Here is a 13,187-nt window from a genome sequence, read left to right as displayed (position 1 = left end):
CTTTTTGAATCCCCCAACAGAAAAAGCCCCCGGCGAACCGAGGGCTTTGTCGTCAAGCGTCGTCATGACGAGTCGAAAATGACTGGCTTCCGAGAACCGAAGCGGAGCGTACATCAGTACGTGAGCATCGGATCGCAGGAAGACGGTCGTTTGCAGACCGTCAGGGCGGCGCGTCAGTGTTTGCCGTGCCAGAGCTTGCGGTACGCCGCATAGGTCACGCCGGCGAACAGCAGCAGATAGATCAGCACACCTACGCCGGTCTTCTTGCGAAGCGTCGCGTGCGGATCACCGGCCCACTCCAAGAAGGCAGCGACGTCGGCAGCCATCTGATGCGTGGTGGCCTTGGTGCCGTCGTCATAGGTGACCAGATCGTCCTTCAGCGGCGGGGCCATGGCCAGCACGCCACCGACCGGCACCTTGTGCGGGTCGCCCGACCATTGCGTGGCCAGAGAGCCCGCCATGAAGGGGTTATAGTGCTGGCCTTCCTTGACTTCGAGGCCCTTGGGCGGGGCAACGTAGCCGGTCAGCAGCGAATAGACGTAGCGGGCACCGCCGTGGCGCGCCTTGGTGATCACCGAGAGGTCCGGCGGGATGGCCCCACCGTTGGAGGCCGCCGCCGCGTAAGAGTTGGCGAACTTCTTGGGGAAGTGATCGGAAGGCGTCGCCGGACGGGTGATGGTGTCACCCGTTTCGGTGTCGATATCCGGCACTTCGAACTCCGATGCGATCTGCTTGACGATCGGGTTGTCGTTCGGGTTCTTGTACTTCTCGTCGTAGAAGGGACCGTCCTTCTGACCGAGGTTACGGAACGACAGCAGCGTCGCGGCGTGACAGTTGGAGCAGACTTCGCGGAACACCTTGTAGCCGCGCTGGAGCTGGCCCTGATCGAAGGTACCGAACGGCCCTTCGAAGCTGAAGCCTTCCTTGGGCGCGTGCGGATGCTTGGCCCCACCGGCTGCAAAGGCCGGTGCCGACAGAGCGAGGGTGGCGGCAATAGCGGCCAGTCCCAGAGCCTTAAGGCCTTTTGTCATAATAGCGGACATGTGACTTAAGCCCCCTTCTTCTTCGCGTGTTCGGCGAGGATGGCCTCGCTGATGGATGCCGGAACCGGCAACGGATCTTCCTTCAGGCCGACCCACGGCATGATGAGCAGGAAGAAGGCGAAGTAGTAGAGCGTCAGCGCGCGCGTCAGCCACAGGTAAGAGTTAAACTCACCATCGAACAGAGTGAAGCTGGGCAGACCCGGCACCACAGGCGCGTCCGGAAGCTGCGCCCCGCACCAGCCGAGACCAAGGCAGACGACAACAAAGATAACGAAGAACCAGCGCATCACCGGGCGGTAACGCATGGAGCGCACCTTCGAGGTGTCGAGCCAAGGCAGGACGAACAGCACGGCGATGGCCCCGAACATCGCGATCACGCCGCCGAACTTGTCCGGAATAGCGCGCAGGATGGCGTAGAAGGGCAGCAGGTACCATTCCGGCACGATGTGCGCCGGGGTCACCAGCGGGTTGGCCGGGATATAGTTGTCGGCGTGGCCCAGGGCGTTTGGCAGGAAGAAGACGAAGATCGAGAAGAGGATCAGGAAGAAGATCATCCCCAGACCGTCCTTCACCGTCGCATACGGCGTGAAAGGTACGGTGTCTTCCTTCGATTTAATGTCTACACCAGCCGGGTTGTTCTGCCCGACCACGTGCAGGGCCCAGATGTGCAGGATAACCACACCGGCGATCACGAAAGGCAGCAGATAGTGCAGCGAGAAGAAGCGGTTAAGCGTCGCCTGATCCACCGCGAACCCGCCTTGCAGCCAGGTGAGGATGGGGCCGCCGATCACAGGGATCGAGCCGATCAGGTTGGTGATAACGACTGCCCCGTGGAAGGACATCTGTCCCCAGGGGAGGACGTAGCCCATGAAGGCCGTGGCTATCATCAGGAAGAAGATAAGGCAACCAAGGATCCACAGCACTTCGCGCGGGGCCTTGTAGGACCCGTAATAGAGGCCGCGGAACATATGGATGAACACGGCGAAGAAGAACATCGACGCGCCGTTGGCGTGCACGTAACGGATCAGCCAGCCATAATTGACGTCGCGCATGATGCGTTCGACGGAATTGAAGGCCAGATCAATATGCGGCGTGTAGTGCATCGCCAGAATGATGCCGGTCACAATCTGGATCATCAGGCAGACGGACAGGATGCCGCCGAAGGTCCACCAGTAGTTCAGATTGCGCGGTGTCGGATAATCGACAAACGAATCATAGGCGAGACGAACGATCGGCAGTCGCTGGTCGAGCCACTTCTCGACGCCGGTCTTCGGCTCATAGGTTGACGGATGGTCGCTCATGATGCCCCTCTTAACCGATCTTCACTTTGGTGTCGGACAGGAACTGGAAGTCCGGCACGGCCAGATTCTTCGGGGCCGGTCCTTTGCGGATGCGCCCGGAGGTATCGTAGTGCGAACCGTGGCAGGGGCAGAACCACCCGCCGTAATCGCCTGCCCCGAATGTCGGCACACACCCCAGGTGCGTGCACGACCCCACGAGAATCAGAAACTGTTCCTTCCCTTTTTTGACGCGGTCGGAATCGAGCTGCGGGTCCTTGAGATCCGTCAGCTTGACGTCCTGCGCTTCTTTAATTTCCTTGGGTGTGCGATAGCGGACGAACAAGGGCTTACCGCGCCACTTGATCACCACCTGCATCCCTTCCTGAACCTTCGACAGGTCGAATTCGGTCGAAGCCAGAGCCAAGGTGTCGGCGGCCGGATTCATCTGATCGACCAGCGGCGGAATAACCATCGCCACCGCGCCTACGGCGGCCGCGCCGGCGGCTATGTAAATGAAATCGCGGCGGTTCGGGTCCCCATGACCGCCATGATCCGTAGCAGGTTCGCTCACCTTGACACCTCTTCGTCTTGCGCTCAATGCGCCGACCCGACCTTGCGGGCGGGACGCTTACCTCAATGCTTACCGCCACAGGACGGCCATAATTCTTATTGACCTGCGAATGCGCCGGTGGTTTTCCCCGACAAGACGCAGATAGCTCCTCTTACCTGTCAGAGGTCTTTCCGTCTATAGCGGCATTTGCGCGCCGAAAAAATCCTCTGTCCAAAATATGGCATAAAATGCGTCTGGCCCTTTTTCAACCGGATATTCCACAGAATCTCGGCAGTGCGTTACGTTTATGCGCCTGTCTTGATGTCGCACTGGACGTCATCGAACCCTGCGGCTTCCCCCTCAGCGACCGCGCCATCCGTCGCGCGGCCATGGACTATGGTGGACAGGCTGACGTCACGCGACATGATTCGTGGGCGGCCTTCCTGAGCGGGCGCGACGATTGGCCGCAGGCCGCCCGTCTTGTCCTCTTTACCACCAAGGGCGCCGAGCCCTACCAGAACTTTCAGTTCGGGCCGCACGACATCCTGCTGATGGGGCGCGAAAGCGCGGGGGTGCCGGATGAGGTCCACAACGCCGCCGATGCGCGCCTGCTGATCCCCATGCGACCCGGTATGCGCTCGATCAACGTCATCAATGCCGCCGCCATGGCGCTGGGCGAGGCGCTTCGCCAGACGCAAGGGTTTGCCCCAACCCCGCCAATAGCCTAAAAGACCATCATGACCGCCACCGCCCCCCTCTCCGCCCCGCTTTCCGCCGATACCCTGAGCAAGCGCCAGCAGGCCGCCGCCGTCTGGTTCCGTGCCTTGCGCGACCGCATCTGCGCCGCATTTGAAGCGCTTGAGGACGCGGCCCCTGAGACGTTGTACGGACCGACGCCGGGGCGCTTTACACGCAAAGCGTGGACGCGCGCCGACAGAGATCAGGGCGATGGCGGCGGCGGTGAAATGTCGATGATGCACGGACGTTTGTTTGAAAAAGTCGGCGTGCAAATCTCGACCGTGCACGGCACCTTCAGCCCGGACTTCGCCAAAACCATACCGGGGGCGGCCGAAGACCCGCGCTTTTTCGCCACAGGCATAAGCCTGATCGCACACATGTGGAGTCCCCACGTCCCGGCGGTGCACATGAATACGCGGTTTATCACCACAACACAGAGCTGGTTCGGTGGCGGGGCCGACCTGACGCCGCTTCTGGCCACCGATCGTCGCGAAGACGCCCCGCAGGCCAAAGCCTTCCACGCGGCGTTCGAAGCGACCTGCGATCATTTTGCGCCGGACTATTATGCGCGTTTCAAAAAGTGGTGCGATGAATACTTCTTCCTGCCTCACCGCAACGAACCGCGCGGCATTGGCGGTATCTTCTATGATCACCTCAACACCGGTGATCATGAAGCGGATTTTGCTTTCACCCGCGCAGTGGGCGAGACGTTTCTCGATATCTATCCGCGACTTGTGAGCGAACGCTCAGAGCAGAGCTGGACAGAGGATGAGCGCGATCAACAGTTGATACAGCGCGGCCGCTATGTCGAATTCAACCTGCTCTATGATCGCGGGACGCTGTTCGGCCTGAAAACCGGCGGCAATGTCGAGTCCATCCTGTCGTCGATGCCACCAGCGGTGAAGTGGCCGTAAGTGGTGCAAGGGCAGAGGACTAAAAAGTCTTAAGGCTCCAGATATTCGACCGTAATTCGGGAAAAGGTGAGTTCCACCTCACCCCAACTGCCTTGAATGTGAGCGCTGTTGCCTGTTAAAAGAAGCGTGTCGATGTTGCCGTAATCGACTTCACCATCGGCGTCCGCAGAGAAGGCCTTTCTTAAGCGCAGGGCTCTCCAGTCCAAATCAGCAATAGCTTCAAACCTCAACGCCAAACGCTTGAAGCAATTGTAGCTTTCAGAAGGAGGCGGCTCGTAAGCGGGATAGCTTTCGGTCAGGACCGCATCCAGCAGGAAGATCAGATCGGGATCCTGCTCAGCAATTCCCAAGACATAGCTGTCTTCCAGATAAATGTCTTGCAGAGCTACACAGGTTTCAAAATATGGCTTCACGCCGCCAGAAACCGTGAAATCGCCGCCAACACATGGTCGCGCGTCGTCCCGGCCTTGAGGCTGTCCATCGCCTGATCGACCAGATGCTCGGAAATGCGCCAGCCGCGGCGGCTCATCCACAGATCACCGGCGAAGTTTTCGCAGAATTCCGGATGGCACTGGAATGAAATCGCCTTGCGGTCCGTGTAGGCCAGTGCACCGTAGGGCGTGAAGTCCGACCCGGCCAGCACCACTGCCGTGTCGGGCTTTCTGACCACCTGATCCTGATGGCTGACCGCGACGCGGATCGACGACAGGTCCGTAGTCGCCAGTTCGCGCCATAAGGTGTTGTCATGGATAGTGTATTCGTGAAGGCCGACGCCCCAGCCCCTGTCGGACTTTTCGACATGGCCACCCCAGGCTTGCGCCATCACCTGGTGGCCGAAGCAGATACCCACCACCGGCACCTGCGCATCCAGCCCCCTCAGCCAGCCAATCAACTCCGAAATCCACGCATGATCCTCATAAACACCCGCCGGCGAGCCGGTAATCACGACGCCGCTGAGCGTGTCGTCCGGCCCCGGCAACTCGCCCTCCATGGTGCGGAATACGCGAAATTGACGCTCCGGTGCCGCCAGATGGCTACGGAACATATCGGCATAGGTACCGTAGGTTTCACTGAGTTCTTCCGGCGGCACGCCGGTTTCGAGGATAGCGATGTAGGACATAGGGCAGAAACAAGGGCGGGTTTTACTCGCGTCTCATGTTGGTCTGTTTGAGCACTGCGTCAATGGCCGCCTCTATCACGATTGATGAGAAATCGTGTGCGATCCATTCCGTTTCTACGCGACGCAGGGTCTGCCCCAGTTCCGGGCCGGGCCTCAGGCCCGCCGCGATCAATCGCGCCGATTTCAGCGGAAAAACCGGCACATCCATGTGGCTCAGCGCTTCATCAAGCACCTGCCACGCCGGTGCCCTCAGGCCGGCCTCAGCCGCGCGCAGCACAAGGGCATCGCGCATCGCCTGACGGCCATAGCGATAGAGGTGACGGCGCAAGTCCGCCGGTGACGCCGTAATGTCCGCTTCGGGATAAGCAACAGCCGCCTCGGTCAAACGGTCGGACACCCGGTTCGAAAGGCGCAGTCGCTGCGTGAGCCGGGATAGTGCCTCATCCCATCCACGGCCACCGATCAATATTATCAACCGTTGAATTTCATCTGCCGTCAGCGGGAAACCTGCCGCCACGCGTTCGGCATTCACGGGGGCACCCGGCACTACGTGCGCCATCACCCCGGTTTCGATCATGCGCTGTACGACGTTTACCGGGTCGGCAATAGCGAGCAGCTTGAACAGTTCCTGCTGGATACGCTCACCCGACAGGGTGTCTATCCCTTCCCGCAAGGCCACGCAGGCGTTTAAGGACGCCTCGTCCAGGCCGTGTCCGTGACTGGCGCTAAAGCGGAAAAAACGCAATATTCTCAGATAGTCTTCACGAAGTCTTGTCGCAGCGTCTCCGATAAGGCGGACCCGCCCGGCGCGCGCATCGTCAAGCCCCTTCCCGGTGGGGTCAAACACATCTCCCCGGATGTCGGCATAGAGGGCATTGAGGTAAAAATCGCGGCGCTGCGCATCACAACGCCAGTCGCTCGTATAGCTGACCACTGCCCGACGGCCATCGGTTTCGACGTCTTCGCGCAGCGAGGTGACTTCGAACGGCTGCCCCTCAATCACCGCGGTAATGGTGCCAAAGGCCTTGCCGGTCGGGACGTGGTGGATACCCGCCGCCGACAGGGCCGCTTCGGTGGCGTCGGGTGTCAGTTGCGTCGAAAGGTCGAGATCGCACGGCGCGCGGCCCATGACCACGTCACGCACGCAGCCCCCGACAAAGCGCACACATCCCGCACCACCTGCGGATTCGAGCGCAGCAAATACGCGTGCCACGGCGGCACCGGTCATTTGGGGAGGAAGCGCGATATGCACCCGGACGGCCTTACCTGTGTTGGACGGATCAAAGCCTATGCCGAAACCACCGGAATTTCAAACCGCTGCCCGCCAAGTTCGACCCGTACCGCGCCGCCATCCATTTCTGCCGTCTCGAACAGGCGGGCAGTGCAGGCGCGCGTCAGGCGTCCCCATAAATCACCGCGAACCCGCAACCGGGGCAACCAGGCCTCGCCCTGCACATCAATGACCAGCGGATGATCTGCCGACAAAGGCAGAGGATCGTCCTGATCGCTGCGGAAAACGCTGCCCTCGAAATCGACGATGCGAAACGGCAGATCCTCGACACGGAGGGTCAGCTTTTCTGCCGGGGTGACGAGCACATAGCCCTCAGCATCGCGGCGCAGCAGCTTCGAAAATAGCCGGACAAGCGCTGGACGCGTAATGGGCCGACCTTCGTGCAGCCATACCCCGTCACGGCGGATAAGGATGTCGATGGCCCCGCACAGGGACGGCTGCCATGACTCAACAGGGTAGTCTTTATCCGGAAAACGCGCGGCTTCGTTCAGCCAGCCGTTCATTTGTCCACCGCCCCCGTAAGGGCCTCACCCCTATAGGCCGGGTTATAAAGGACCATCAGGCGCTTGTAATCCACCGGTCCCGGAAGGGTCAGCCCCTCGGCCCGTGTAAAGCCAAAGCTCTGAAAATAAGCTGGGGTACCGACCAGCAGGACGGCGGTGATGCCGGAGTCGAAGGCCGCCTTGAGCGCCAGTCGGATCAAGGCACGCCCGATACCCAGGCTCTGATGCGCTTCATCGACGGCAATGGGCCCCAGAAAGGCCATTTCGCCGCGGACATTGTGCGCGTCACGTATCTTGACCGGCCACAGGCGCACCGACCCTATGATGCTCCTGTCGGTCTCATCGCCCTGCCCCAGCCGGTGCATGACAAAAGACAGATTGGGGATAGGCTGGTTGCCTTCGCGCAGCCGTTCCGCCGTCTTGGCATAGCGGCCCGGTCCAAACACACGGTTGACCAGCGCATCGGCGGCTTCACGCTCAACCGGCGCTTCGACGGTGATCAGACGATCAAAGGCATAGCTATCCACGGCCAGACCTGACAACTAACGGGCACCATATGCCGGAAACCGGCCAAAACGGGCGCATCCTTTAGTCGCAAAGCCCCGCCCCGTCAAATAAACAAGTCAGATGAGTGTAACAGGTCAGGCCTTTTTCAAAAACGCCGCAAAGGCCGCCGCCGCCTCCGGACTTTTCAGCCGCGCCAGGAAGATTTCGCCTTCGCGCACAATCTGCGCCCAGACGAGATTGGGTTGACGCATCAGGGCCTTGGCCTCAATCAGGGCCGAAAGCGGCAGGGCCACCAGTTGCGAGGCCACGCGCAGAGCCTCGGCTTCGAGCGCCTCGCGCGCCACAATCCGATTGGCGATACCCGTGCTCAGAGCCTCACTGGCGGGTATGGCGCGTCCGGACGTCAGCCATTCAAAGGCCCGCGCATGGCCGATACGCTGTGTCAGCACAAGACTCGATCCGCCCTCCGGCGTCAGGCCGAGTTTGAGGAAGGGCAGGCTGAGGCGCGCCTCCTCCGACATCAGAACCTGATCGCAATGCAGCAGAAGCGTGGTGCCTACCCCCACGGCCTGCCCCTGAACGGCGGCCACAATGGGCATCTGTGCGTAGGTCAGGGCCTTCAGGAAACGAAAGACCGGCAAATCTTCGACAGCCCCCTCATGCGAGGCCAGAGAAACGAAATCGACAATATCGTTACCGGCGCAAAAATCACCGCCATCGGCCTCCAGCAGGATCACCCCCGGCGAAGTCTCTATGGCCTCGGACAGGGTCGTGTACATGTGATGATCGAGCGCATTTTTCTTGGCCGCCCGATCCAGCCTGATGCGCCTGAGGCCTTCCGTATCCGTCACCTTTACCGACATGCCGTTCCGTTCCTGCCCTGTGTCCTGAGGGTTAGAGCGGGACTCGTTCACTTAATCGAAATTCCGCTCTAACGTTTTATCTGGTCGCGCAATTGGCTCCGAAACGGCGTTCGGCTTAGCTAAAACCGTTATACCCACTTCGGAATACGCTCCCGCCTATATGACACCTGTGCCGCTGGGGCAGGCAAGCCTCAAAATCAAACCGTTTTTTTACACGCGCAGGGGCCTGCACCGCACAGGTCCCATTGCCTTCAAGCCGCCACATCCTGTAGAGACAATCCTGTTATAAAGAGCCGCTAAAATCCGGCCGTTCTCGTCTTCACAGGTTCGCATTCAAGGAAAACGCAACCGATGTCTCTTTCCACCTTTTTCAGAGGCGCGGCTCTGGCCGTGGCCGCCCTTGCGCTGGGGTGCAGCGCGGCCTCGGCGGCCGAGGCGGTCAAGCTGAATGACAAGCAGCGCGCCAAAGGCATCGCCGAAGCTCCGGCCCTGCTCATGACCGCGGGCGTACCCTGCGAACCCGCTGATGCCTACTATGTCGGTGAATCGACGCAAAAAGGCGCTGACGGTAAGACCGTCAAGTTTCAGGTCACCGAAGTGGCCTGTAAGGCCGGCATCGGCTACATCCTGAACAAGAACACCGTCACCAATGCGGTGGAAAAGTTCAACTGTACGCAGGCGTTTTCGCAGAATGCGGCCAATAACAAGCAGATCAAGTGCAACCTGCCCGCCAATGAAAAGCACTACACCTGGCTGACCCCGCTCGTTCAGCAGTATGACGCCGCCTGCACCGTCAGCAATGCCCGCTGGATGGGTACGGTGACCGAGCAGAAGTTCGACCGCTATGAAGCCGCCTGCGAAGGCCGCGCCGGCGTCGTACTGGACGTCCCCTATGCCGACTCGGCCACCAAGCTGACCTTCTCCAACTGCCTCGCGGTGAAGGGGAATTCGGCCTGTCAGTACACCACTCAGGAACAGGCGGTTCAATCGCTTCAGGCACCTGCCAAGCAGGCGCAGGCCGCGTGCACCGTCGAAAAAGCGCGCTGGATCGGTCGCGTCACCAGCGATGGCCATGACTTCTTCGAAATCGGCTGCGCCGGAAAGCCCGGCTTCATCCTGCAAACCACGACGGCCCTGAAATATGTCGCCAACTTCGGTTGCGACAAGGCCGGCACGCTCGGCCCCTGTCAGTACACCGACGCGGCCAGCCTGAGCGCCGAAGCCCGCGCCGAATACAGCCAGAAGCTCAAGGCGGCGGGCATCACCTGCACCGTGACCGAATACAACCTCATTGGTACGGAAACCGCGACCAAGCGCGATCTGGTCGAATTCAAGTGCCCGGAACAGAAGCTCGGCCTGGCCGCCTTCATTCCGAACACCGGTTCGACGGCCAAGTTCGAGGCTATGGACTGCTTCACCATGATCTCGCGCCGCAAGGAATGTGGCTTCGTGCCGCGTGCCACGCTGGACCAGCATCTGAACACCCTGATCAAGGCGGCCAAGAAGGACTGCGAAATTCAGGAAGTGACCTATCTGGGCCGTGGCGACGACGATACGGCGCTGGTGGAAATCGCCTGCACCAACAAGCGCGGCTATGTCGGCGCGGTGGCCAAGGCCCGCACCGGCTTCGAAGAAGTCGTGTCGTGCAGCATCGCCAAGAGCCGCAAGTATCCGATCCAGTGTGAAATCCCCGGCAACGGCACCTACGTGCCCCCGGCGGGTGGTTCCAACGACTGATTGGACGCTAAGCCAAACAAAAAGCCCCGCCGAGTGTTCGGCGGGGCTTTTTTGCATTCAATAGACGTCCCGGCGTAAATCGTCAGCCTTGAGTCGAATAATAGCCGGCAAGCGCCGCAGCTACAAAAGTAGCTGCAAGCGCAGACTGCGTATTAGTCGGCCAAGGATGGCGATTTACAATATTTCCATGAAGCGGCAGGCTTCTCCCTGCGACGGCAGGACGATTTCGTCATCGCGCATGACCACCTTGCCGCGGATGATGGTGGCCTTGGGCCAGCCGTGGGCTTCGAAGCCGTCAAACGGCGTCCAGCCACAGCGCGACCGCATCTGATCGTGAGTAATGATCCGCTTGTGGTTCAGATCGACCAGCGTCACGTCGGCATCATAGCCTTCGGCCATCCGCCCCTTGCCTGCCACGCCGAACACGCGCTGCGCCCCGGCAGAGGTCAGGTCCACCAGCCGCTCCAGCGACAGCTTGCCTTGGGCCACGTGGGTCAGCATGACCGGCAGCAGGGTCTGCACGCCCGGCATGCCCGATGGCGAGGCCGGATAGGGCTTTTGCTTCTCTTCGATGGTGTGCGGAGCGTGATCGGAGCCCAGCACATCGGCCACGCCGTCGCTGATGCCGCGCCACAGACCATCGACATGGTACTGATCGCGTATCGGCGGGTTCATCTGGGCATAGCCCTTCAGGCGCTGATAGGCTTCGGGGGCCACCAGTGTCAGGTGCTGCGGCGTAATCTCGACGGTCGCTATGTCCTTGTTGTGCGACAGGAATTCGATTTCCTCAGCGGTGGTGACGTGCAGGACGTGGATACGCTTGCCCGCCTCACGTGCCAGACGCACCAGACGATGCGTGGACTGGATAGCCGACTGGGCATCGCGCACGAAGTCGTGGCTGGTCCAGTCGCCTTCACGGGCCAGGGCGCGGCGCTCGGCCAGCCGGTATTCGTCCTCGGAATGGAAGGTGGCGCGGCGGTTGACGCTGGCCAGCACCTTGGCCACGCCTTCGTCATCGGCGATCAGCAGGGTGCCGGTCGAAGCCCCCATGAAGACCTTGACGCCGCAGCAGCCCTTCATGCGCTCAAGCTCGCCCAGATGGGCGGCGTTTTCGTGCGTGCCGCCCACATAGAAGGCGTGGTCGCAATGCATACGGTGATGCGCGCGCTTCAGCTTGTCTTCAAAGGTTACCGGATCGGTGGTGTTGGGATTGGTGTTCGGCATTTCGAACACGGCCACGACCCCGCCCATGACGGCGGCCTGCGAACCGGTTTCGAGGTCTTCCTTCCACTCCAGTCCCGGCTCGCGGAAGTGGACCTGGGTGTCGATGACACCCGGCATGGCCAGAAGCCCGGTGGCGTCGAACACTTCGCCCGCCGAAGCCTGAGACAGGTCGCCAAAGGCCACGAATTTGCCGGCAGTGATGCCGATATCGCCCTGCCCCCGACCGGCGTGGTTGATAATGTCAGCATTGCGGATGATGAGATCATAGGTGGGCATAGGCGTCCTTTCAAAAAGCGAGGAACGCGTGAAACCGATTCTGCCCTGATTTCGCTACGCCGAACGGGCGTTTCAGGAAAGAAACCGGGTTGAGCCGGAGGGGGGTTAAGCGGCGGCTTTAACCCCACCACCGCTACGCGGTCCGCCTCCCCAGTCATCAGGGGGAGCTGCTCAGGTGGTTAGAGTCGTCTGGACGGCCTCATACACCCGGTTCAGGCTCAGGTCGAGCATGTGACACAGTGCCTGATCAAGATTCGGGTCCTGAGCGCGGATTTCTTCAAAATGGCGGGGCGTGCGCAGAATATGCACATTGTTGCCCAACGGCGCTTCAACCCGATCATCCGAAGGGCCATACAGGCCGAAACTCAGCACATTGGCTGCGGCCGCCAGATGCAGCCAGATATCGTCATTGCCGATAAACACATCGGCCTGACGCAGGCAGGCATAGGCCGTCAGCGGATCGAGCTTGCCGGTCAGTTCGATCACGCGCGCCTTGGGCGCGGCCATGCGCAACGCCGTCGCCGCTTCACGATCGCCTTCGTTTCCGAGTATCAGCAGACGCGCCCCTTTCAGCGGCCCGTCCTCATTCATCAGCCGCGTCGCCAGTACCGAGAAACGTTCGGCGGGCCATTGCGCCCCCTGCCAGCGCGCACCGGGAGCGATAGCCAGCAGCGGCCCTTCTTCTCCCGCCGTATCTTCGAGGAACGAGGCCGCCCCCACGGCGCGGGCCTCGGCCACATGCAGCCACGGCAGTTCCGGGGCGTCGAGCTTCAGCAGGTGCGAAGCGGTCACCACCGGGTGTTCATCGGCGTGATGCCCCGGCGCAATGGCACGGGTCTTGGCACTGAGAAAGCGCGACCACAGGGTTGGCCCGGTATCGAGGAGCAGACCCCATTCACGCTGCCGCAAACGCCACCACAGTTTCAGACCGGCCACCGACACGACCGCGCTGTCAAAGGGAATGATCGTCTCGATATGACTGAAGTCGGCAAACAGGGCAGCGCTGTCGCTGCGGGTCACCAAAGTCACAGCCGCATTGGGCACTTCTTGCAGCAGGCGCGCCAGAACCCCACCTAGAGCCAGCGCCCTTTTCGGTTCGTCCAGCGCCAGAACAAGGATCGGAAACGGACGGCTCATGCTA

The 13,187-nt window shown here is 60.9% G+C and carries 14 protein-coding genes; 3 read left to right on the top strand and 11 right to left on the bottom strand.

Going from position 1 to position 13,187, the window contains the following annotated elements; genetic code table 11:
• Positions 1-173: 173 nt before the first annotated feature.
• The 3 genes from AACH73_RS04845 to petA are packed head-to-tail and all read right to left on the bottom strand — an operon-like array spanning position 174 to position 2,894.
• Positions 174-1,043, bottom strand: a complete 870-nt coding sequence (locus tag AACH73_RS04845) for a cytochrome c1 (RefSeq protein WP_272740334.1) — start codon at positions 1,041-1,043, stop codon at positions 174-176.
• Between the two features lie 5 nt (positions 1,044-1,048).
• Complete coding sequence (locus tag AACH73_RS04840; RefSeq protein WP_272740335.1) at positions 1,049-2,344, bottom strand: cytochrome b N-terminal domain-containing protein; 1,296 nt, start codon at positions 2,342-2,344, stop codon at positions 1,049-1,051.
• 10 nt (positions 2,345-2,354) lie between these two features.
• Positions 2,355-2,894: a ubiquinol-cytochrome c reductase iron-sulfur subunit gene (gene petA / locus AACH73_RS04835; RefSeq protein ID WP_272740336.1), complete on the bottom strand. Its 540-nt coding sequence runs from the start codon at positions 2,892-2,894 to the stop codon at positions 2,355-2,357.
• A gap of 227 nt (positions 2,895-3,121) precedes the next feature.
• Here petA and AACH73_RS04830 point away from each other — a divergent pair, with 227 nt between their 5' ends.
• Both AACH73_RS04830 and hemF read left to right on the top strand, forming a co-directional pair.
• Positions 3,122-3,601, top strand: coding sequence for a tRNA (cytidine(34)-2'-O)-methyltransferase (locus AACH73_RS04830; RefSeq protein ID WP_272740337.1), 480 nt, complete (start codon positions 3,122-3,124; stop codon positions 3,599-3,601).
• A gap of 9 nt (positions 3,602-3,610) precedes the next feature.
• Positions 3,611-4,525: an oxygen-dependent coproporphyrinogen oxidase gene (gene hemF / locus AACH73_RS04825; protein WP_272740338.1), complete on the top strand. Its 915-nt coding sequence runs from the start codon at positions 3,611-3,613 to the stop codon at positions 4,523-4,525.
• 29 nt (positions 4,526-4,554) lie between these two features.
• On the opposite strand, the gene AACH73_RS04820 is transcribed toward hemF, so the two are convergent.
• The 6 genes from AACH73_RS04820 to AACH73_RS04795 all read right to left on the bottom strand — a co-directional run bounded on the left by AACH73_RS04820 (position 4,555) and on the right by AACH73_RS04795 (position 8,809).
• The gene (locus AACH73_RS04820; protein ID WP_272740339.1) at positions 4,555-4,938 is read right to left on the bottom strand and encodes a hypothetical protein; all 384 of its coding nucleotides are present in this window, start codon (positions 4,936-4,938) and stop codon (positions 4,555-4,557) included.
• Positions 4,935-5,645 (bottom strand): type 1 glutamine amidotransferase, encoded by a 711-nt coding sequence (locus AACH73_RS04815; protein WP_272740340.1) that lies wholly within the window; start codon positions 5,643-5,645, stop codon positions 4,935-4,937. Before AACH73_RS04815 ends, AACH73_RS04820 begins: the two co-directional genes overlap by 4 nt.
• Positions 5,646-5,667: 22 nt before the next feature.
• Positions 5,668-6,858 carry a CCA tRNA nucleotidyltransferase gene (locus AACH73_RS04810; RefSeq protein ID WP_338735579.1) on the bottom strand — a complete coding sequence of 397 codons (1,191 nt, stop codon included), beginning with the start codon at positions 6,856-6,858 and terminating at the stop codon, positions 5,668-5,670.
• Positions 6,859-6,932: 74 nt separating this feature from the next.
• Positions 6,933-7,439 carry a DUF1285 domain-containing protein gene (locus AACH73_RS04805; protein ID WP_272740342.1) on the bottom strand — a complete coding sequence of 169 codons (507 nt, stop codon included), beginning with the start codon at positions 7,437-7,439 and terminating at the stop codon, positions 6,933-6,935.
• Positions 7,436-7,981 carry an N-acetyltransferase gene (locus tag AACH73_RS04800; RefSeq protein ID WP_272740343.1) on the bottom strand — a complete coding sequence of 182 codons (546 nt, stop codon included), beginning with the start codon at positions 7,979-7,981 and terminating at the stop codon, positions 7,436-7,438. The genes AACH73_RS04805 and AACH73_RS04800 overlap by 4 nt, the downstream gene beginning before the upstream one ends.
• Before the next feature lie 99 nt (positions 7,982-8,080).
• A complete protein-coding gene (locus AACH73_RS04795; RefSeq protein ID WP_338735578.1) occupies positions 8,081-8,809 on the bottom strand; it encodes an enoyl-CoA hydratase-related protein in 729 nt (242 codons plus the stop codon).
• A 351-nt stretch (positions 8,810-9,160) separates the two neighbouring features.
• On the opposite strand from AACH73_RS04795, the gene AACH73_RS04790 reads away from it, so the two are divergent.
• Positions 9,161-10,546 (top strand): hypothetical protein, encoded by a 1,386-nt coding sequence (locus tag AACH73_RS04790; RefSeq protein WP_338735576.1) that lies wholly within the window; start codon positions 9,161-9,163, stop codon positions 10,544-10,546.
• Between the two features lie 174 nt (positions 10,547-10,720).
• Here AACH73_RS04790 and AACH73_RS04785 read toward each other — a convergent pair whose 3' ends face one another.
• Together AACH73_RS04785 and AACH73_RS04780 are read right to left on the bottom strand one after the other, a co-directional pair.
• Positions 10,721-12,046 carry a dihydroorotase gene (locus tag AACH73_RS04785; protein ID WP_272740346.1) on the bottom strand — a complete coding sequence of 442 codons (1,326 nt, stop codon included), beginning with the start codon at positions 12,044-12,046 and terminating at the stop codon, positions 10,721-10,723.
• A 171-nt stretch (positions 12,047-12,217) separates the two neighbouring features.
• The gene (locus AACH73_RS04780) at positions 12,218-13,183 is read right to left on the bottom strand and encodes a glycosyltransferase family 9 protein (RefSeq protein WP_272740347.1); all 966 of its coding nucleotides are present in this window, start codon (positions 13,181-13,183) and stop codon (positions 12,218-12,220) included.
• Positions 13,184-13,187 lie beyond the last annotated feature (4 nt).

It is taken from the genome of Asticcacaulis sp. DW145 (genome assembly GCF_037101385.1).
Classification (GTDB): Bacteria; Pseudomonadota; Alphaproteobacteria; order Caulobacterales; family Caulobacteraceae; genus Asticcacaulis; species Asticcacaulis currens.
Note: the sequence above shows the minus strand (reverse complement) of the source record. Positions and strands in the feature narration are given on the sequence as shown.

Coding starts and splice junctions, on each gene's coding strand:
- AACH73_RS04805 (WP_272740342.1), bottom strand. CDS start 7,439: ATGAACGGCTGGCTGAACGAAGCCGCGCGTTTTCCGGATAAAGACTAC.
- hemF (WP_272740338.1), top strand. CDS start 3,611: ATGACCGCCACCGCCCCCCTCTCCGCCCCGCTTTCCGCCGATACCCTG.
- AACH73_RS04795 (WP_338735578.1), bottom strand. CDS start 8,809: ATGTCGGTAAAGGTGACGGATACGGAAGGCCTCAGGCGCATCAGGCTG.
- AACH73_RS04815 (WP_272740340.1), bottom strand. CDS start 5,645: ATGTCCTACATCGCTATCCTCGAAACCGGCGTGCCGCCGGAAGAACTC.
- AACH73_RS04790 (WP_338735576.1), top strand. CDS start 9,161: ATGTCTCTTTCCACCTTTTTCAGAGGCGCGGCTCTGGCCGTGGCCGCC.
- AACH73_RS04785 (WP_272740346.1), bottom strand. CDS start 12,046: ATGCCCACCTATGATCTCATCATCCGCAATGCTGACATTATCAACCAC.
- AACH73_RS04830 (WP_272740337.1), top strand. CDS start 3,122: ATGCGTCTGGCCCTTTTTCAACCGGATATTCCACAGAATCTCGGCAGT.
- AACH73_RS04840 (WP_272740335.1), bottom strand. CDS start 2,344: ATGAGCGACCATCCGTCAACCTATGAGCCGAAGACCGGCGTCGAGAAG.
- AACH73_RS04780 (WP_272740347.1), bottom strand. CDS start 13,183: ATGAGCCGTCCGTTTCCGATCCTTGTTCTGGCGCTGGACGAACCGAAA.
- AACH73_RS04845 (WP_272740334.1), bottom strand. CDS start 1,043: ATGTCCGCTATTATGACAAAAGGCCTTAAGGCTCTGGGACTGGCCGCT.